Origin of the sequence: Bacillus sp. MMSF_3353, from assembly GCF_030733445.1 — a bacterium.
GTDB classification, from domain to species: Bacteria; Bacillota; Bacilli; order Bacillales; family Bacillaceae_G; genus Bacillus_A; species Bacillus_A wiedmannii.
This window is the reverse complement of sequence record NZ_JASHJA010000009.1, coordinates 111,263-130,358: the sequence shown is the minus strand read 5'-3', so window position 1 is coordinate 130,358 and position 19,096 is coordinate 111,263. Positions and strand designations below refer to the sequence as shown.

Sequence of the window (19,096 nt, the reverse complement as noted above, 5' to 3'; positions counted from 1 at the left end):
CTCTCTAGCATGATACAACGGAAAGAGGAGTTTTTATTTTAGATAGAGAGAGAAGATATTTACGGGGGAGCTTATGTCTAAAAAATTAGTAAAGCCTATTTTAAATGGTATTTTATTTCTCGGCGTCTTTTTATTTGCTCATACATACTTAAAAAATGTTTCCTTCACACGTTATTTACTTGTCGTTATTCCAATGTTGCTCGTTGGTATGTTTGGCATCGATCTTCTTTTATCCATTTTAATAAAAGAAGAAAAATAACGAGCAAGGCCGTCCCAAAAATATTCCGGGATGGCTTTCTTTTATTAATAGGTTATGTTTTGTCGTTTAGTCGATATAATCTTTCCCTACCTTAACTAAAAGATGAAACTTTTGAACAGTCCTTTTTCATTTCATAATCACCTTATGTTACAATGAGATTCGGCACAAAGCGAGAAAGGATGAAACAACATGACAAACGAAAAAGGTTTAGATAAAGGATACGAACTTGTTGCAAAAATGCATGAAGAGTTCGGACACCCTGTGACAAATACTCCAACGAAATTAACAGAAGAACGTGCAAAAATTCGTGCTAGCTTTATGCAAGAAGAGCTAGAAGAATTTCTAGAAGCAACGACTGTTGAAGATCAATATGATGCACTAATTGACCTTATTTACTTTGCATTCGGAACGTTTGCCGAAATGGGCGTACGTCCTGATAAAGGATTCGAAATTGTAAATAACGCAAACATGGCAAAACTATTCCCTGATGGAAAACCTCGATTCCGTGAAGGGGACGGCAAAATTCTAAAACCAGAAGGCTGGCAAGCACCAGAACCACAACTTCGTGCTGAAATCGAACGCCAGCGCCAAGAAGCTGAAAAAAACTGCTAGGATTTCCTAGCAGTTTTTTATTATGTCTTTTTTTCTGCAATTCATTAATGACCCACGTGTCCAGCGTGCCCTGCTGCTCCACTAATGCTAGCCGCTCCTGCTGCTGCTCCTGCTCCTCCTGCTCCAATTCCACCTGTCCAAGGAGAAGATTGTTGCTGTTGATATTGTTGGTGCTGTTGGTGCTGTTGGTGCTGTTGGTGCTGTTGGTGCTGTTGGTGCTGTTGACCATGTTGGCCTTGATGACCGTGTTGACCTTGGTGTCCGTGTTGGCCTTGATGACCGTGTTGACCATGATGACCGTGTTGGCCTTGGTGACCATGATGACCGTGCTGGCCTTGGTGACCATGATGACCGTGTTGACCTTGATGCGTTTGATAAAGAACAGCCTGTGGATATATATGATGGTGTCCGTGGTGATGTACTTGTTGTTGATGGCCGTGTTGACCTTGGTGATGATGATGACCGTGCTGACCTTGGTGATGATGGTGTCCATGATGACTATGTTGACCTTGATGGTGGTGATGTACATGATGACCGTGTTGGCCTTGATGGTGATGATGTACATGATGACCGTGTTGGCCTTGATGGTGGTGATGTCCATGATGACCGTGTTGGCCTTGGTGGTGGTGATGTACATGATGACCGTGAACACCTTGCGGATAACCACCTACTCCACCTGCTACAACACCTACTCCCGGTACCGGAAATCCTGTCTGCACTCCTCCAACGAAAGAAGGAAATGTAGTTGGTACTCCTACTGGAATTCCTGTCTGTACGCCAGCTACTGATGTCGGAAATCCTCCTGTTACTGTAGGCATTCCAGCCCCTGATGTCGAAAACCCTCCCATTAATGTAGGCATTCCAGTTTGCATGCCCGCTACCGATGTTGGAAATCCCCCTGCTCCTCCACCCATCCAGCTCGGAATTCCACCGTACCCTTGTTGGCCAGCTCCTCCCATTAACATCATTTGTGTATAACTGTCCGATTCGCCTCCGAAGAAGCCATGTGGTGCATTATTGTCCATCCCTTTCATTCCTTTCACCTCTTCTACTCAATTTAGCCTACCTTTTTTATCATATTTCCTATAGAAAAATAGGTGTTTGTCTGTATTGGAATTCCGCTCTTTTATTTGTACGTAGTGGAATAGTTGAAAATTTAGATGAAAGAGATCCTGAAATTATTTTCTACACAAAAAAGCTCAGAGCATAAATGCTCTGAGCTTTTATTTAGAATGAATTAGTTTGCAACAACGTTAACAAGTTTTCCAGGAACAACAATTACTTTACGAACTGTTTTCCCTTCAATTTGGTCTTGAATTGCTTCAAGTGCAAGTTGTTCCATTTCTTCTTTTGATGCGTCTTTACTCATTGTTAGTTTCGCGCGAACTTTGCCCATAACTTGAACAACGATTTCAACTTCATCTTCTACAAGTTTAGACTCATCAAATGTTGGCCAGCTTGCATATGTGATTGTTTCATTGTATCCAAGTTTGCTCCATAGCTCTTCCCCGATGTGAGGTGCAACTGGTGCAATCATTTTCACGAAACCTTCTACATATTCTTTCGGAAGTGTTTCAGCTTTATATGCATCGTTAATGAATACCATCATTTGAGAAATCGCTGTATTGAAGCGAAGTTCTGCATAGTCTTCTGTTACTTTCTTCACTGTTTGGTGGTAAGCTTTTTCAAGCTCTTTATTTGGTGCATCCGTAATTTTCTCACTTAATTCACCGTTATCTTGAATGAATAGACGCCATACGCGGTCTAGGAAACGACGAGCTCCGTCAAGACCATTTTCAGACCAAGCGATTGAAGCATCTAATGGTCCCATGAACATTTCATATAGACGAAGTGTATCTGCACCGTGGCTTGCTACGATATCATCAGGGTTTACAACGTTACCTTTTGATTTACTCATTTTCTCGTTGTTTTCACCTAGAATCATACCTTGGTTGAATAATTGTTGGAACGGCTCTTTCGTTGGAACTACACCGATATCGTATAATACTTTGTGCCAGAAACGAGCATATAGTAAGTGAAGTACAGCGTGCTCCGCTCCGCCGATATAAATATCAACTGGAAGCCATTGTTTTACTTTTTCAGGATCTACAAGTGCTTCGCTATTGTTTGGATCGATGTAACGTAGGTAATACCAGCAGCTACCAGCCCATTGTGGCATTGTGTTCGTTTCACGACGACCTTTTTTACCAGTTTCAGGATCAACAACGTTTACCCACTCGTCAATGTTAGCAAGTGGTGATTCACCTGTACCTGAAGGACGGATGTTTTCTGTTTTAGGAAGAACTAATGGTAATTCTTCTTCTTTCACAGCTGTCATTGTGCCATCTTCCCAGTGGATTACTGGAATTGGCTCACCCCAGTAACGTTGACGGCTGAATAACCAGTCACGTAGACGGTACGTTACTTTTTGATTTCCTGCGCTCGTTACTTCAAGCCATTCAATCATTTTTACGATTGCTTCTTCTTTATTTAAACCATCAAGGAATGCTGAGTTTACGTGCGCACCATCACCTGTGTATGCTTCTTTCGTAATGTCTCCGCCTTTTACAACTTCCTTCATTGGAAGATTGAACGTTGATGCGAATTCATAGTCACGCTCATCATGAGCGGGAACTGCCATTACAGCACCTGTTCCGTAAGTTGCAAGAACATAGTCAGCGATCCAGATTGGTAATTTCTCACCATTTACTGGGTTAACTGCGTAAGCACCAGTGAATACACCAGTTTTCTCTTTCGCAAGTTCTGTACGCTCTAGGTCACTCTTCATTTTAACAGAGTTAATGTAAGCTTCTACAGCTTCTTTTTGCTCTGCTGTTGTAATGTCAGCAACAAGCGCATGCTCTGGGGCAAGTACACAGTAGCTCGCACCAAATAGTGTATCAGGACGCGTTGTGAAAACTGTGAATTTCTCGTCTGTACCATCGATGTTGAAGTGTACTTCTGCACCTTCAGAACGACCAATCCAGTTACGTTGCATATCTTTTAAGCTTTCTGGCCAATCAAGCTCATCTAGATCTTCTAATAGACGATCTCCGTAAGCTGTAATTTTTAACATCCACTGTCTCATCGGACGACGCTCAACTGGATGTCCACCGCGCTCACTCTTACCGTCAATGATTTCTTCATTTGCAAGTACTGTACCAAGTGCTGGGCACCAGTTTACAGGTACTTCATCAACGTAAGCTAAACCTTTTTCAAATAGTTTTAGGAAGATCCATTGTGTCCACTTGTAGTAGTTTGGATCTGTTGTATTTACTTCACGATCCCAATCGTAAGAGAAGCCTAATGCTTTAATTTGATTACGGAACGTATTAATATTAAGCTCTGTAAATTCTGCCGGGCTGTTTCCAGTATCAAGTGCATATTGCTCTGCTGGAAGACCGAACGCATCCCATCCCATTGGATGAAGAACGTTATATCCTTGCATACGCTTCATACGAGATAAAATATCTGTCGCTGTATAACCTTCTGGATGTCCTACGTGTAGGCCTGCACCTGATGGATATGGGAACATATCTAGTGCATAAAATTTTGGTTTTTCTGTCTCATCTGGCGTACGGAATGTTTTATTCTCTTCCCAGTACCCTTGCCACTTCTTCTCAATATTTTGATGATTAAAGCTCATGAGATACCCTCCTTGAAATTCTATTTATTTTCACCGCCCAAAATACAAAAAACCTCTCATCCCTAGAAAGGGACGAGAGGTTATAGATTCCCGCGGTACCACCCTAAATTAATGTACAAATATACATTCGCTTAGATCCGTAACGTGGATTAACGGCAATTGCTACTACTAGTTTCACAACTGCAACTCAAAGGCGAGTTCATAACGAAACGTGGATTGACTTGCACCGACCGTCAACTCTCTAAACCAGCTTCTATTACTACTACTCCTTCTCACTGTTATTACAAATATAAGTTAATGTGAACTACCCACCACTTCGTATCTCTAAAGAGCTTACTTGAAGCTAAGGCTTCTCGGTTAATCGTTACTCTTCATAACTAACGAATTCGTCTTAGGACAGCCGAGCTATCTCCCTTGTTCCAAAGGTTGTTTTATTTAAATATATTCTAAAACATGTTACATGTTCCGTCAAACTAAACTGCAATTTTTTCTTCTACTGTTTCTTCTACTTTTACTCGTTTATCATACATGCTCGTTGCAATAATCGCTACTACAAGCATTACCATGATTGCTATAAACAATACTTCCATATTGTATAAATCAACAATTGCTCCGCCAACGACCGGTCCGAACATTTTCCCTACAGTCGCCGCGCTATTTACAACCCCTTGATAAAACCCTAACTTATCTTTTGGTGCAAGTATATTTGCAATGGTCGGAACTGCTGGCCATACGAATAACTCACCAATCGTTAACGTCACCATCGCAACGAGGAACATCGTAAATTGCTGCGCTTGACTTAACACAATAAATGACGCCGCAAAAATGACGATTCCAATCATAATTTGTTGTTTTAAAGAACGCTTCATCCAGCGAATTAACATACTAACAAGTGGCTGCGCACAAACAATCATCGCTCCGTTTATCGTCCATAATAAACTATAATGGCGGAGGCTAATATCTAATTCCCGCATATGAGTCGCAATCGCCCCTTGCCACTGCACATATGTAACCCAGCATAAAGCATATGCTACACATACGATAAGAAGTGCTTTGAATCCAGGTGTAAGTGTCCAGCCTTTTTTCGTTTCGACTTCTTTTTGCACTCCTGGCTCTTTCTTGTCTTCCATACCACGGAATCCAATAAAAGCAATTAAGAAGAAAACAAAGTACAAAACAAAATTGGCTAAGAAAATATAATCAAAACGGTAAGATGCAACTAAACCACCGCACGCTGTTCCGATCGCAATACCAACGTTTTGCCCAACATACATCGCATTAAATGCTCGTCTTCCGCCCTCTGGCCAAACCGTACCGACCATCGCATACATCGATGGGAAGACCATTCCAGAACCAAAGCCGATTAATGCTAGCCACACAACATATAACGGCCAACCGTGGAAGAACACAAGGCCTAAAATCGATACAAGTGTAATGACAATCCCTACTAAAGTTGATTTATAACCGCCCCATTTATCAAACAAAACACCGCCGAGCAAGTTTCCGATTACACCAGTAAGCGAGTTGATCATTAATACCATTCCGGCCACAGATAAAGATTTTCCTAGGTGATCATGCAAATAAATTGTATTAAAAGGCCATAAAAAAGAAGCACCCGTGACATTAATAATCATCCCAGCTACTAATAGCCATACTTTCCTTGGCATAGTCTCCCCTCCTATTCTATTTTTTTCGTTCATCTATAACAGTAAAATTGTAGTCGTTTTTAAATAGGAAGGCAACTGATTAATAGTTGATGAAATTCAGATAATGGTTTTTCGGTAAATGAAATTATATGAATTGTCACTTGAAAATATATCAGCGATTTGGGGAATATATCAGCGAATCTCAAAATATATCGGCGATTCCCGAAATATATGAGCGATTATTAAAATATATCGACTTACCGACAAAAAACGACATCAACAACAATATATAAAAAAGGAAGACTACATAAAGTTCATGCAGTCTCCCCCTTATTTATACTATCCAACTTCTTTTTCTCGCTTCGCACGTTCTTTCGCACTCCATTTAAATATTTTATCTAGTAGAGAGTATATTCTCCCAGACTCCTTCGTTAATAGCGGTCCTAACGATGCTAATATTAAAACGTACAGTGCAGAGAACGGTTTAATCGTTGCCATTAAACCACCCGCAATGCCGATATTGGCTACAATAATGGAGAACTCTCCGCGTGATACAAGGGTTAAACCGATATTCGTAGAAGCCTTATGCGATAACCCGGCTTTACGTCCCGCCATCATTCCAGCTGTAAAATTACCGATGAGCGTAATGAAAACTGCTCCTAATGCCAACCACACTGCTCCTCCAAGTGAAAACGGATCTATACTTAAACCGAAACTGAAAAAGAATATGGCTCCAAAGAAGTCACGAAATGGAACGACGAGATGCTCAATCCGATCACTATGCTCTGTTTCAGAAAAGACGAGTCCTAACAATAATGCTCCAATTGCCTCAGCAACATGAATCGTTTCTGAAAATCCTGCTACAAAGAATAAAATGGCGAATATTACGATAATAAAAATTTCGTTTGACGAAATATCTAATACTTTATTTAGAAACGGCGTAGCTTTTCTAGCGATTACAAAGAATAGTAGCATATACCCTACCGCGATTAACACCGATGTAAGAGCACCTACAAATGATGTTGCACCACCGAGTACTAACCCTGAAACGACTGATAAATATACAGCTAAAAAGATATCATCAAACATAATGATTCCTAATATTAATTCAGTCTCTTTATTACCAGATCTTCTTAAATCAACAATTACTTTTGCAACAATTGCACTCGATGAGATTGTAATGATTCCAGCAATAATTAATGTTTCTAATAAGGGAAAACCCATAACATATCCATAAAGTAAACCCAATATGAAATTAAGCGATATATGAATACTACCCCCAAAAGCAATCGACTTTCCTGATTTAATTAATTTTTTTATTGAGAATTCTAAACCTAAGTAGAATAAGAGGAATATGACGCCAACACGGCCGAGGAAGGAAATAACTTCTCCGCTTTCAATAAACCTTAAATCGATAAGTCCTAAATCTGGGGCATGAGGCCCCACTAACATACCGAGTATAATGAGAAACGGAATAATCGAGAACTTTAACTTCGCAGCGAGGATAGCTGCAAAAGCTACTAATACTAACGCAGTTCCAACTTCAAAGATTAAAGTATCCATCGATTAGGAATCACCTCCTGCTGAAAGCAATTCATTAATAATTCTTTTCACTTCATGTCTTTCACCCGACAATACGAGCATATCGCCAGCTTCAATAATAGAATCTGGACCTGGATTAAAGAATTTCTTCATATTCTTTTTCAAAATAGCAATAATCGTTACGTTATATGTTTTTCTGACATGTAAGCTACCAATTGTTTGTTGTACTACTGGTGCATTATTCTCCACCTTAAACCATTCAATTGATAATCCTTCAAAAGCCATCTCAATTGTGTCTAGCGCTTGCGGCCTATATACCATTCCGCCTAATATAGCCGCAATTTGTCTCGCTTCAGAATCACGAAGAGAAATGCTTGAAATACTCTCATCATGATCCGCATCAAAATGATACATTTCTCTTCGGCCATCATCATGAATCACAATAACCATTTTTTCATTACCTTTTGTTATCACTTCAAATTTACATCCAATGCCAGGTAGTTCACTCTCTCTAATATTCATATTTTCCGCCTCCTAAAGTTTTTAGTTACGGCTCTTACAAATCTACATCAATCTCTGTTTTAAACTTCTCATCTTTTGAGATTCCTAAATACTTGAGCGTTTCTGATGGAGTTGCGTGATGAAAATGCTTTTGCAATAGCGCAATCGCTATTCCTCTTTTGTACGCATGAAATCCAAATGTTTTTCGCATTGAATTCGTTCCAATCTTTCCAACAATCCCAACCGCTTCAGCTGCGCTATGGATAACACGATATGCTTGTTGGCGTGAGATTGAATTTTTCGTTTTATTAGATTGAAATACGTAGTTTTCTCTTTGAGCATCAATAGATTGTGCGTACTCTAAAAGGGCTTCTTTTACTTTTGTATTTAAATAAATATCTTGTTTAAATTTTTCATCTTTCACAGGAAGAGAATAGAACTCTTTAACAGTTCCATCTTCATTCAATACCTCTTCAAATTTCATACTAAGTAGTTCAGTGATCTTTAATCCAGTGTTAATTCCAATAACAAATAAAAGATAATCTCGCTGCGAATGCTCTTTTAAATACTTTTTCATAGCCTCAATTTGGCTTATATCTTTTAATGCCTCTACAACTTCCATACATGTATCTCCTCATCTTATGAACGGTAATTTTCTCATTATCCTGTCCATTTTACCTTATCATGCTATGAGATTTCCATGTATTATCCATTATTTTCACAATATACTCTTACGACAATTTTTCATTTGGAAATTTATGATTGTACAAATACGGTGTGGGTAGAAAAAATAGGGGGAGTACAAGTTCAGCTTCTTTCTACAGATCGGATTACTCCTTTCATTTTCCGGTTGCTGATACTTTCATATTATGTTACTTATTTACATTATATTATATATTTCAGTAACATTAAAGTGTTTTTTCTGAAAATACAAAAAGCCGAGCACTTTCACTCGGCTTTTTACCTATTAATCTTCTTTTGGAAGAACAATTCCTTTATACAATTGAACTGTAATGAAGTAATAAATCGCATAAATAACTACGAAAATTACGATCGGTACCCAAATACGGAAGTAAGGATCCATTAAAATAAATCCGAAAATATTCATACCAACTAATACGTGAGCAATACCCACAATTGCCGGGAATAAGAATACTAAGAATAATTCTTTATAAATCGATTTCGTTAATAACTCACGGCGCACACCGATTTTACGAAGCATTTGATAACGCGTAATATCTTTTGATGCACCAGAAAGAATTTTAAACATTAAACAACTTGCCATCATTGCTAAGAACGCAATTCCGAGGAAGAATCCCATAAATACTGTTCCACTCGCAACGCCGTAGAATCCATTGTAAGATTGATATTTACTATCTAATCTTTCAGCTTTTACATTTTTATATTTAACTAGCTGCAACTCGTCAAGTTTTTTCCATTCTTTTGTGTATGCTACAAAATCGTCTGTTTTTCCAGTAACTACGATTCCTTCTTTACCATTTACAGTATCGTACATTTTCTGATCTACAATTTTAATTGCATGATCTTCATATAGATAAAATGGCTGAATTGTTCTGAAAGCCTCGTTCCATTCTTCTGGAAGTTCTTTAGCACTCGCATCTTTTTCATTCATTTCTCTAGAAACTGCACCTACTGGCAGTTCCTCTGAAACTTTCTTTATTTTTCCTAAATCCTTCATACTTTCCATCTGTTTTGTATCTTGTACGAAAGGAGGATTTTTCTCTAAATCTTCTTTTACATAATAAACGTATTTATTATCAACTTTGTAACGATATTCATTTTTCTCTTTAAATGTAATACCATCTAAAATATTCTTTTCTTCAGCTGTTGGGTTATGAATAACTGAATCATATATTACTAAACCATCAACCATTTTTATAACGTTATTTTTAAACGCCATACCACCTGAAATTGCACCCGCTCCAAGAGCAACTAACATCGCTACCGTTGCAAGTACTTTCGTTAAGCTATTAATACGGAAATTTAATTGTGCAAACGTAAAAGCATTAAGTCCTTTTTCACTACGTTTTTTATTACTCTTTAACTTTCTAATGATAACTGGGAGAAGTGATCCAAATAGCATGTAAGTACCAGTTGTTGTTGTAATTAATGCAATAAGGATTCCCATTTCTCTTAGTTTTGCCATATAAATCATTGATGCATAGCCAATTCCTAATAAAATAACAGCAAGGATTGCAACGACACCTGTCATTTTTCCTTTTACTGCAACACGCTCTGTTTGTGCATCTGCATGTACAAGTTGCAGTACAGAAATACGTGATAACTTAATACTGTTCATAATTGCTGATAATACAAATAGTGCAAAGAAGAAAATGCAAGTAACAGTCATAGATGGAAGATAAAATGCTTTATAGCCTTCACCAGCAAATTCTAATTGTTTCATTAATAACTGTCCGATACCTTCTGCAAGTCCTACACCAACTGTAATACCAATCGCAAGAGACGCAGCACCTAATACAATCGTTTCAATAAACATAAGCAATGTAACTTTATGTTTTTTTGCTCCTAACATCATGTACATACCAAACTCTTTTTGACGAAGAGATAATAAGAAAGAGTTCGCATATAAAATATAGAAGAACGTTATAATGGCTAGTAAAAATGAACCTGCCTGGAATACGAATCCAATTGATTGAATAACTGAGTTAGATTCAATAAACGCTTTATTAAGCGCTAACGTTTGGAACATATAAAAAATTGAGATAGACATGACAAGACCAACAAGTAAGACGATATAATCTTTCAGCTTACTCTTCAGCCCCGACATGGAAAGTTTAAATAACATACTGGAACCTCCTTTCTTACGCTTTTTGTGTACCTAAATCTGCAAGTACATCTAAAATTTCTTTGTAGAACTCTTCACGCGTACCACCGCGATGAATTTCTTTATATAGCTCACCATCTTGAATGAATAAAATACGCTGACAGTAACTTGCACTATACGGATCATGCGTAACCATCATAATCGATACACCTTGATCTTTATTTAAGTTTGTCATCGCATCAAGTAAACTCGTTGCATTTTTAGAATCAAGAGCTCCTGTTGGCTCGTCCCCTAAAATAATTGCTGGCTCATGCACAAGTGCACGCGCTGCTGCTGAACGCTGCTTTTGTCCACCAGATACTTCAGATGGATACTTTTGAAGAATTTCTGTAATCCCTAGCATATCCGCTACTTTTTCTACTTTCGGTCCAATATTACGTGATGAAACACCTTGAAGGGAAAGTGGAAGTGCGATGTTTTCATAAATAGATAAGTTCTCTAATAAGTTAAAGTCTTGGAAGATAAATCCTAATTTTTGTGAACGGAAATCAGAAAGCTCACCTTGCTTCATTTTCGTAATATCCGTACCCGCAATTTCAACAACGCCGCCCGTTGCTTTATCAAGCGTTGAAATTACATTTAATAATGTCGTTTTACCAGAACCAGATGGTCCCATAATTCCAACAAACTCACCCTCTTGAATTGAGAATGAAACACCTTTTAACGCGTGTGATTGGTTCTCACCTTTTTTACCGTACACTTTTTGAACGTTTTTCACGTCTACAACTGGTTTCGTCATATATATCCTCCTACGCTTGTTTTTCCATTACCTATTTTGCGCCTTTTAGAAGAGAACTGCTATTTGTTAACATTACAATTACCTTACACTTTTGTAATATAAAAAAGGCGCGCGTGTAAGGTTCGTTTTTTTTAGATCAACCTCATTGGTAAATGCAATTTTATCAGCGATTCTCAAAGGAATATCGACTTACCGAAAAAAGATGACAATAAAAATAGACTGTTCCACAAAAGGAACAGCCCAATTCTCTCCTTATTTCTTTAAAGGTGTTACCGTCCAATACGTAATAACACGCCAAATCCATTCTAGTGGACCCATTTTAAAGATTTTCATCCAAATTACACTAAACACAATTTGAATAGCATAAATTGCGATACATACATATAACGTCTGCATGTATGTTAAGTTTCCTGCAAAGTTACATACACTACCAGCAATTAAAATCATTGCAGTTTGTCCGATATAATTCGTTAAAGCCATACGACCGTAGTATTTCAATGGTGCTAACAATGTTTGAACTGGTTTTAACTGAAGTAATAAAATTAATGCTCCTACATAGAAAGCTGAAATAATTGGTCCAACTGTAACACCAATTTTTAAGAATTGACCTGCAGCGTCCATTGTTCCATCTTCATTCATAATTATCATATTTACAAATGGATTAGCAGGAACGTGCCCATATTGATACCATAACGCTGCAACACTTAAAACAAACATAATGCCTGTAAAAATAGCGACTTGTTTGATTTTTGCTGAAAGGTTTTCAAACACTTTATACTGCCCTGCAGCAAGACCTAATAAAATTAAACCTAATGGTAATAATTCCTTAGCTGCCATAATACTAAAAGCTATCGTAAGAATAAGACCGAGTACTACATTCACTTCTTTTTTCGCTTTATAAAACGGTAAAACGACTAATCCACAAATTGCGTATAACGCTAGTGCTTCTCCAGGCTGAAACATTTGATGAATTAAACCAAAAATAAATAGTGCAACTACGCGGCGTAGAAATAGAACGTACCCATTCTTCCCTTTCGCAATTGCTCTTGTAATAAAGATGTAGAATCCTACTCCAAATAAGAATGAGAAAATCGAGAAGAAACGACCTTCTACAAATAAGTATAGAAACCTTTGATAACTGGCATCTACTGTATTAGGATCGGGTACCTTAATATTGAGTAGTGCAAGAATATTTACTAAAATAATCCCCAGTAATGCGAAGCCACGAATGTAATCTAACTCATCAATTCGTTTGTTTGTAATGTTGTTCCCCATAAAGCAACTCCTTGTCCAAAATTTAATCCTCCCTTACTCTACTGGAAAAGTAAGCTTACAACTATCGGCAAACCTTACAGAAATCTTACATTATTGTCATATAGCAAAATAAAACCAGGTCATATTGCGACCTGGTTTACTCTGATTGCTTTGATCTTTGAGGTTGTCCTTTTTTACTGTTGCGCTGTTTCACTTGAACAACTGGATCAAGTTCATTTGAAAACTCAGCGTTATGTCCATTTTGCGTTTTTTGCTCTGGATTATTTTGATCGGAACGTTTCGCCATTACATTCACTCCTTATTAGTGCGGTGTAATAATCATTTGATGTTGCAGTTGGCGAATTGCCATGCGTGCTCTATTTAACTGCTCACGTTGCTCATCATTCGCATGTTGCTGCATCGTTTGTAAATCGTTATATGCTTGTTCTAATTGTAACTGTGCATCTGAATACTCCATCGTATTATAATGCTCTTGTCTCATACCTTGGTCTAATTGTTCTTTCGCATATTCCACCGCTTGTTCCGCTTGTGTAATATACGATTCAAGTGATTGACGCTCTGCCATAATTGTCCCTCCTTGCTTCAATTCCCCTTTAGTGTGTCCCTTCCATCTCTACCTTATGAGTATGTTATAATGGATTTTGTTTCATTTTGACTCGGCTTAGGAGGGAAAGTAATGAAGGTTCAAAACCCTTTTCCATATACAAACGACAATAAACGTTATCATACATGGAATTACCATTTACGAAATGAATTTGGTGAAAAAATCTTTAAAGTTTCATTAGATGCTGGCTTCGATTGCCCGAACCGTGACGGTACAGTTGCTTACGGTGGTTGTACATTTTGTAGTGCTGCCGGATCTGGTGACTTCGCTGGTGATCGCCGCGATGATGTTATAACGCAATATCATGAAATGAAAGAAAAAATGCGCTCAAAGTGGAAAGACGGAAAATGTATCGCTTATTTCCAAGCGTACACAAATACACATGCACCACTTGAAGTGTTAAAAGAAAAATTCGAACCGCTTCTAGCAGAAAAAGACGTTGTCGGTCTTTCTATCGCCACTCGTCCAGATTGCTTACCGGACGATGTCGTTGAATATTTAGCGGACTTAAATAAACGCACATACCTTTGGGTTGAACTCGGTTTACAAACTGTTCACGAACGAACTGCAAACCTTATTAATCGCGCTCATGATTACCCATCTTACGTGGAAGGTGTAAATAAATTACGTAAGCATGGCATTAGAGTTTGCTCTCATATTATTAACGGTCTTCCACTTGAAGATTACGACATGATGATGGAAACAGCTCGTGAAGTAGCGAAGCTTGATGTACAAGGAATTAAAATTCATTTACTTCATTTATTAAAAGGAACGCCAATGGTGAAGCAATATGAAAAAGGACAACTAGAATTCCTTTCTCTTGAAGATTACGTAAGTCTCGTTGTTGACCAACTTGAAATGATTCCAGAAGACGTAATTGTGCACCGTATCACAGGTGACGGTCCGCCTGACTTAATGATTGGTCCAATGTGGAGCTTAAATAAATGGGAAGTATTAAATTCCATCGATGCAGAATTTGTACGCCGCGGAAGCTGGCAAGGAAAATATGCAAATGAGGAGAAACAACAATGAAATTAGAACGTGTATTACCGTTTGCTCGCACACTACTGCAAACGGCAGTAAAAGAAGGCGATTACGCTGTAGATGCAACGCTCGGCAATGGACATGACACATGCTTCCTAGCTGAAATCGTTGGAGATAACGGAAAAGTATTTGGATTTGATATTCAAAAAGAAGCAATTGAAAGCTCTACTATCCGTCTAAAAGAAAAAGAGCTTTTTGAACGTACTGTTTTAGTTCACGATAGTCACGATACGCTTCTATCCGTACTACCAGAAGATGCAAAAGGAAAAGTAACAGGCGCTATCTTCAACTTAGGTTACCTTCCTGGTGGTGACAAGCATATCGTTACAAAACCGAACTCAACACTCTCGGCAATTGAACAATTACTAGAAGTAATGGCACCTGAAGGAATCATCGTCCTTGTCATTTACCACGGACACCCAGAAGGACAAGTAGAACGCGACGCTGTTCTCAAATTTGCAGAAGAACTCGACCAAAAACAAGCTCACGTACTACGATACGGCTTCATTAACCAGCAAAATAACCCACCATTTATTGTGGCGATTGAGAAGCGATAAAATATATCAACGATTTTTTCGATATATCGACGATTCGACAAAACATAACAAAAAAAGACGTGCACTCATTGCACGTCTTTTTCTTATTCTCCTATATAATGGATATATACACTATTTGAAGAAAGAAGGATAGAACTTTGCTAGTAGAACTAAGGGGAATTCAAAAGAAGTACGGCAAATCACTTATACTAGACAACATCGATTTATCCATTCCAGAAGGAGAGGCACTCGCTATTATTGGCGGGAACGGGACTGGAAAAAGTACTCTACTCAAAATAATTGCAGGATTTATTTCACCTACAACAGGGACACTTCAAAGAAAAGAACATATACAAATTGGCTATGTACCTGAACATTTTCCTGAAGGGATTCGTTTTACATTAGAGGATTATTTATATCATCTCGGCCACATCCACGGCTTATCAACAAAATATTTAAAAGATAAAATTCCGATGCTTCTTGAATCTTTTCATTTACATCATGCAAGGCATTCCGTTTTACGAAACTTTTCAAAAGGTATGAAACAAAAAACTGGCATTATGCAAGCATTGCTTACAGACGTCCATTTATTAATTTTAGATGAACCTCTTTCTGGACTTGATCCTAACTCTCAGCAAGAATTAGAACATATTTTACTCTCATTAAAACAACAAGGCATATCTATACTCTTCACATGTCATGAAAAACAACTACTAGAAAACTTCGCCGATAGAATTGTGACGTTAGCAAATCATACAATCACAGAAGATATCTCTGTGCAAAAAGTGGCAGAACAAGTCTATATTGAAGCAATCGTTCACGAAACGTTTTCAGCGATAGAACTACGGAAACAATTAGGTTTTATACACGTTACACACAATTCAAATCAAAACCTTATTCAATTACAAATCGAAAAAGAATATACAAACGAAATGCTTCAGTTTTTATTACATAAAAAAGCATCTATCACACTGCTACAACCTAACTTTTAAATCGAAAGAAGGTTTATTATGTTTGCTCTTATTCGTTATCACTTTCTCGACTATACAAAATCGTATAAGTACGTCCCTCCTATTGCGATGTACTTTGTGAGCTTACTTTTTGTATATACATATAAGCCGACTCCTATTGTACCGACATACTTAGAAACAGCTCTCGCCCTTTATTTATTATCTGCCTGGATTACAATCACAATTTTTCATACGGAAGATCCTGTACAAGAACAAATTACTATTTCTCACACAAATAATATTTCCGCACTATATGTGGGTAAATATATTACCGCTCTTCTCATTTGTACTGTGCTATCTTTTATATCCGTAATCTATCCAATGATTTTGCAAATGTTTAATGAAAAAATGACAGTTTCTTTATTCCTAGTCGGATTTCTCGCTCATATGTCTTTCTCTATACTAGGAATTTCAATTGCAACTTTATTTACTAGAAATATGATTCCAAAAGCAAGCACAGCTTGGCTTAGCCTGATATTTATATTACTTATAACAATCGCCTCAATCCGGTTTAAAAAAGAGTTACTATGGTTTTTACCACCTGTCGAAAGCTTTCTAATGCTTGGACAATACAAATTTAATATACTTACTCACACGCTATGGCTCACAGCTTGGGCTATCGTATATTCATTTTTATTACTTACTTTATTTCTTTTTGTCCTTCGTAAAAAACGTTTTTAATTACATATTAAAGGAGACAAACCAATGATCGGAATACTAGCAGGAATGGGACCAAAATCAACTGGGCCATTCGTTGATACAGTTGTAGCAGGGTGCCAAACTATATACGGAGCAAAGCATGATATGGACTTTCCTCATATGATGATTTATTCTTGTCCGACACCGTTTTATATGGATCGGCCTATTGATCATGAGGCGATGAAAAAAGCAATTATTGAAGGGGCACAAAAACTTGAAAGTATTGGCGTAGACTTTATCGCTATGCCCTGCAATACAGCGCATCTTTATTTTGAAGAATTACAGCATTCTCTTTCTATCCCGATTTTAAATATAGTCGATGAGACGTTACAAGCAATTCCTGAAAGTACAAAAAGAGTCGCGCTTCTCGCAACAGAAGCGACAATTCAAGCTGGTATTTATCAAGACGGTATTGCAAAACGGAATATAGAATACATTCATCATGGAAAATGGCAAGAAATGATTAATCAAACTATTTCTTGTATTAAAGGCGGAGAAATTGAAAAAGCCCGCGAATTGTGGCATACGCTCGTTTTACAATTGAGAAATGAAGTAGATACCGCAATTATCGCATGTACCGATTTAAATGTTGTGGCGGATGAGGATTTTGTTGATTCCTCTCAATGTCTTGCTGAGGCGGTTGTTAGGATGTATCTATCAAATACAAAGAAATCTTCATAAACATAGAAAACCTCCCCAAAACTTTTAACATTTTTCACAATTCCTTCAAAATATCCACACTTAATCTCGCTATATTAAAATGAGGAATTTATTCATATAGGGAAGGTTAGGGGAACTGAAAGTATGAAAGTAAATCGTTCGCTTCATTACATTTTTTGGCGTTGGCATTTTTATGCTGGGCTTTTTATTACACCGCTTCTTATTACGTTGTCACTGAGCGGAATTGGGTATTTATTTCGGGAAGAAGTTGAAGATTTCATCTATAAAGATTTATATTTTGGGAAGAGCGCCCAAACGGAATCTATTTCGATGTCTGATTCTATTTCCTTAACAGAGAAAAAATATCCACATTATAGTGTGGCGAAAATTAGTGAGTTTAATGGGGATTATAATACGAGGCTTACTATTGCAAATGAATATACAGGGCAACAAAAATATGTGTATTTAGATAGCAATAATCAAATTATTGGAGATCAAAATGCAAGTGAAACGTTTGCCAATATAATGCGGGAATTACATAGTTCTCTTTTAGTTGGTGGCACTGTCGTCAACTATACTGTAGAGCTTGCGGCATGCTGGACAATCTTTTTAATTGTGACTGGATTGTATATGAGTATACGCCAGTTCAAAAACACACCGGCATCCACTAAGCGAGAAAAAGCAAAACGACGTCATTCTATTATCGGTATTATATTTACAATTCCACTCGTTTTGTTAGTCGCATCTGGATTGCCATGGTCAGGATTTATGGGTAACCAAATTTATAAAATCGCATCGTCGAATGAATCGATTGGATATCCCAAGTTGTATATGGCACCGCCTGAATCAAAGGTAAAAGAATTGCCGTGGGCAACAAGAAAAGAAGCTCCTCCTGAATCGAATTCAAATGAGCCAAAAACAATTTCTGTCGATGAATTACAAAAAGGAATTGAAATAAAAAAGCCATACGTTATCTCACTACCAACTGATCCGAAAGGTGTATTCACCGTTTCGAAATCGAGCGGTTCTGGTATTACGGGCATGGATGTGGCACCAAATGAAGAAATAACAGCTTACTTTGATCAATATAGCGGAAAACTCATTTCAAAAACGGACTATCGTGATTATGGCTTATTTGCACAATGGTTCACTTACGGTATCCCGCTTCACGAAGGTCATTTATTCGGATGGCCAAATAAAATATTATGCTTACTAACGACATTATCTTTATTACTTCTTATTTATTACGGAGTAAAAATGTGGTTTGCAAGAAAGCCGAAAGGAAAATTAGCAGCACCGCCAAAACAAAGAGATAAGAAAAGCATAATCGTTTTCTTTATCATGATGGTTATACTAGGCGCTGTCATGCCTTTATTCGGACTATCTGTTTTAGTTATTTTCGCAATTGAACTTCTCATATATGTATTTGCAAAAATACGATCATAATAAAAAGCATT

The 19,096-nt window shown here is 37.6% G+C and carries 19 protein-coding genes and 1 other annotated feature; of the genes, 8 read left to right on the top strand and 11 right to left on the bottom strand.

Annotation, left to right across the window (positions count from 1 at the left end; all coding sequences use genetic code 11):
- Window positions 1–73: 73 nt before the first annotated feature.
- Together RBB48_RS19555 and RBB48_RS19550 are read left to right on the top strand one after the other, a co-directional pair.
- Window positions 74–259, top strand: coding sequence for a hypothetical protein (locus RBB48_RS19555; RefSeq protein WP_001982745.1), 186 nt, complete (start codon window positions 74–76; stop codon window positions 257–259).
- 189 nt (window positions 260–448) lie between these two features.
- Entirely contained in the window at window positions 449–871 is a 423-nt protein-coding gene (locus tag RBB48_RS19550; RefSeq protein ID WP_000180547.1) for a pyrophosphohydrolase domain-containing protein, read from the top strand.
- 44 nt (window positions 872–915) lie between these two features.
- Here RBB48_RS19550 and RBB48_RS19545 read toward each other — a convergent pair whose 3' ends face one another.
- The 11 genes from RBB48_RS19545 to RBB48_RS19495 all read right to left on the bottom strand — a co-directional run bounded on the left by RBB48_RS19545 (window position 916) and on the right by RBB48_RS19495 (window position 13,651).
- Window positions 916–1,905, bottom strand: coding sequence for a hypothetical protein (locus RBB48_RS19545; protein WP_306007980.1), 990 nt, complete (start codon window positions 1,903–1,905; stop codon window positions 916–918).
- A gap of 203 nt (window positions 1,906–2,108) precedes the next feature.
- Window positions 2,109–4,517, bottom strand: a complete 2,409-nt coding sequence (leuS, locus tag RBB48_RS19540) for a leucine--tRNA ligase (protein WP_000009479.1) — start codon at window positions 4,515–4,517, stop codon at window positions 2,109–2,111.
- Window positions 4,518–4,582: 65 nt separating this feature from the next.
- Window positions 4,583–4,802 (bottom strand) — a binding site (T-box leader).
- Between the two features lie 188 nt (window positions 4,803–4,990).
- Window positions 4,991–6,184: an MDR family MFS transporter gene (locus tag RBB48_RS19535; protein WP_001137571.1), complete on the bottom strand. Its 1,194-nt coding sequence runs from the start codon at window positions 6,182–6,184 to the stop codon at window positions 4,991–4,993.
- 318 nt (window positions 6,185–6,502) lie between these two features.
- Window positions 6,503–7,726, bottom strand: a complete 1,224-nt coding sequence (locus RBB48_RS19530; protein ID WP_087984862.1) for a cation:proton antiporter — start codon at window positions 7,724–7,726, stop codon at window positions 6,503–6,505.
- A 3-nt stretch (window positions 7,727–7,729) separates the two neighbouring features.
- Window positions 7,730–8,227 carry a cation:proton antiporter regulatory subunit gene (locus tag RBB48_RS19525; protein WP_001026048.1) on the bottom strand — a complete coding sequence of 166 codons (498 nt, stop codon included), beginning with the start codon at window positions 8,225–8,227 and terminating at the stop codon, window positions 7,730–7,732.
- Between the two features lie 34 nt (window positions 8,228–8,261).
- A complete protein-coding gene (locus tag RBB48_RS19520; RefSeq protein WP_088064616.1) occupies window positions 8,262–8,828 on the bottom strand; it encodes a tyrosine-type recombinase/integrase in 567 nt (188 codons plus the stop codon).
- 345 nt (window positions 8,829–9,173) lie between these two features.
- Window positions 9,174–11,033 carry an FtsX-like permease family protein gene (locus RBB48_RS19515; protein ID WP_088064617.1) on the bottom strand — a complete coding sequence of 620 codons (1,860 nt, stop codon included), beginning with the start codon at window positions 11,031–11,033 and terminating at the stop codon, window positions 9,174–9,176.
- Window positions 11,034–11,049: 16 nt separating this feature from the next.
- Window positions 11,050–11,811 (bottom strand): ABC transporter ATP-binding protein, encoded by a 762-nt coding sequence (locus RBB48_RS19510; RefSeq protein ID WP_046198226.1) that lies wholly within the window; start codon window positions 11,809–11,811, stop codon window positions 11,050–11,052.
- A gap of 252 nt (window positions 11,812–12,063) precedes the next feature.
- Window positions 12,064–13,086 (bottom strand): DUF418 domain-containing protein, encoded by a 1,023-nt coding sequence (locus RBB48_RS19505; RefSeq protein ID WP_088064618.1) that lies wholly within the window; start codon window positions 13,084–13,086, stop codon window positions 12,064–12,066.
- Between the two features lie 136 nt (window positions 13,087–13,222).
- On the bottom strand, window positions 13,223–13,372 hold the full coding sequence (locus RBB48_RS19500; RefSeq protein ID WP_001129345.1) for a hypothetical protein: 150 nt from the start codon (window positions 13,370–13,372) through the stop codon (window positions 13,223–13,225).
- Between the two features lie 15 nt (window positions 13,373–13,387).
- Window positions 13,388–13,651: a YtzC family protein gene (locus RBB48_RS19495; protein ID WP_000840869.1), complete on the bottom strand. Its 264-nt coding sequence runs from the start codon at window positions 13,649–13,651 to the stop codon at window positions 13,388–13,390.
- A 111-nt stretch (window positions 13,652–13,762) separates the two neighbouring features.
- On the opposite strand from RBB48_RS19495, the gene mnmL reads away from it, so the two are divergent.
- From mnmL to RBB48_RS19465, 6 genes are all read left to right on the top strand, one after another.
- Window positions 13,763–14,722, top strand: a complete 960-nt coding sequence (mnmL, locus tag RBB48_RS19490) for a tRNA modification radical SAM protein MnmL/YtqA (protein ID WP_029440192.1) — start codon at window positions 13,763–13,765, stop codon at window positions 14,720–14,722.
- The gene (gene mnmM / locus RBB48_RS19485) at window positions 14,719–15,291 is read left to right on the top strand and encodes a tRNA 5-(aminomethyl)-2-thiouridylate-methyltransferase MnmM (protein ID WP_088064619.1); all 573 of its coding nucleotides are present in this window, start codon (window positions 14,719–14,721) and stop codon (window positions 15,289–15,291) included. Before mnmL ends, mnmM begins: the two co-directional genes overlap by 4 nt.
- 137 nt (window positions 15,292–15,428) lie before the next feature.
- Window positions 15,429–16,262: an ABC transporter ATP-binding protein gene (locus RBB48_RS19480; RefSeq protein WP_088064620.1), complete on the top strand. Its 834-nt coding sequence runs from the start codon at window positions 15,429–15,431 to the stop codon at window positions 16,260–16,262.
- 18 nt (window positions 16,263–16,280) lie between these two features.
- A complete protein-coding gene (locus tag RBB48_RS19475) occupies window positions 16,281–16,961 on the top strand; it encodes an ABC transporter permease (protein WP_088064621.1) in 681 nt (226 codons plus the stop codon).
- A 24-nt stretch (window positions 16,962–16,985) separates the two neighbouring features.
- The gene (locus RBB48_RS19470) at window positions 16,986–17,660 is read left to right on the top strand and encodes an aspartate/glutamate racemase family protein (RefSeq protein ID WP_088064622.1); all 675 of its coding nucleotides are present in this window, start codon (window positions 16,986–16,988) and stop codon (window positions 17,658–17,660) included.
- Window positions 17,661–17,783: 123 nt separating this feature from the next.
- Window positions 17,784–19,085: a PepSY-associated TM helix domain-containing protein gene (locus RBB48_RS19465; protein ID WP_088064623.1), complete on the top strand. Its 1,302-nt coding sequence runs from the start codon at window positions 17,784–17,786 to the stop codon at window positions 19,083–19,085.
- Window positions 19,086–19,096: the final 11 nt, after the last annotated feature.

Coding starts and splice junctions, on each gene's coding strand:
- RBB48_RS19555 (WP_001982745.1), top strand. CDS start 74: ATGTCTAAAAAATTAGTAAAGCCTATTTTAAATGGTATTTTATTTCTC.
- RBB48_RS19550 (WP_000180547.1), top strand. CDS start 449: ATGACAAACGAAAAAGGTTTAGATAAAGGATACGAACTTGTTGCAAAA.
- RBB48_RS19545 (WP_306007980.1), bottom strand. CDS start 1,905: ATGAAAGGGATGGACAATAATGCACCACATGGCTTCTTCGGAGGCGAA.
- leuS (WP_000009479.1), bottom strand. CDS start 4,517: ATGAGCTTTAATCATCAAAATATTGAGAAGAAGTGGCAAGGGTACTGG.
- RBB48_RS19535 (WP_001137571.1), bottom strand. CDS start 6,184: ATGCCAAGGAAAGTATGGCTATTAGTAGCTGGGATGATTATTAATGTC.
- RBB48_RS19530 (WP_087984862.1), bottom strand. CDS start 7,726: ATGGATACTTTAATCTTTGAAGTTGGAACTGCGTTAGTATTAGTAGCT.
- RBB48_RS19525 (WP_001026048.1), bottom strand. CDS start 8,227: ATGAATATTAGAGAGAGTGAACTACCTGGCATTGGATGTAAATTTGAA.
- RBB48_RS19520 (WP_088064616.1), bottom strand. CDS start 8,828: ATGGAAGTTGTAGAGGCATTAAAAGATATAAGCCAAATTGAGGCTATG.
- RBB48_RS19515 (WP_088064617.1), bottom strand. CDS start 11,033: ATGTTATTTAAACTTTCCATGTCGGGGCTGAAGAGTAAGCTGAAAGAT.
- RBB48_RS19510 (WP_046198226.1), bottom strand. CDS start 11,811: ATGACGAAACCAGTTGTAGACGTGAAAAACGTTCAAAAAGTGTACGGT.
- RBB48_RS19505 (WP_088064618.1), bottom strand. CDS start 13,086: ATGGGGAACAACATTACAAACAAACGAATTGATGAGTTAGATTACATT.
- RBB48_RS19500 (WP_001129345.1), bottom strand. CDS start 13,372: ATGGCGAAACGTTCCGATCAAAATAATCCAGAGCAAAAAACGCAAAAT.
- RBB48_RS19495 (WP_000840869.1), bottom strand. CDS start 13,651: ATGGCAGAGCGTCAATCACTTGAATCGTATATTACACAAGCGGAACAA.
- mnmL (WP_029440192.1), top strand. CDS start 13,763: ATGAAGGTTCAAAACCCTTTTCCATATACAAACGACAATAAACGTTAT.
- mnmM (WP_088064619.1), top strand. CDS start 14,719: ATGAAATTAGAACGTGTATTACCGTTTGCTCGCACACTACTGCAAACG.
- RBB48_RS19475 (WP_088064621.1), top strand. CDS start 16,281: ATGTTTGCTCTTATTCGTTATCACTTTCTCGACTATACAAAATCGTAT.
- RBB48_RS19470 (WP_088064622.1), top strand. CDS start 16,986: ATGATCGGAATACTAGCAGGAATGGGACCAAAATCAACTGGGCCATTC.
- RBB48_RS19465 (WP_088064623.1), top strand. CDS start 17,784: ATGAAAGTAAATCGTTCGCTTCATTACATTTTTTGGCGTTGGCATTTT.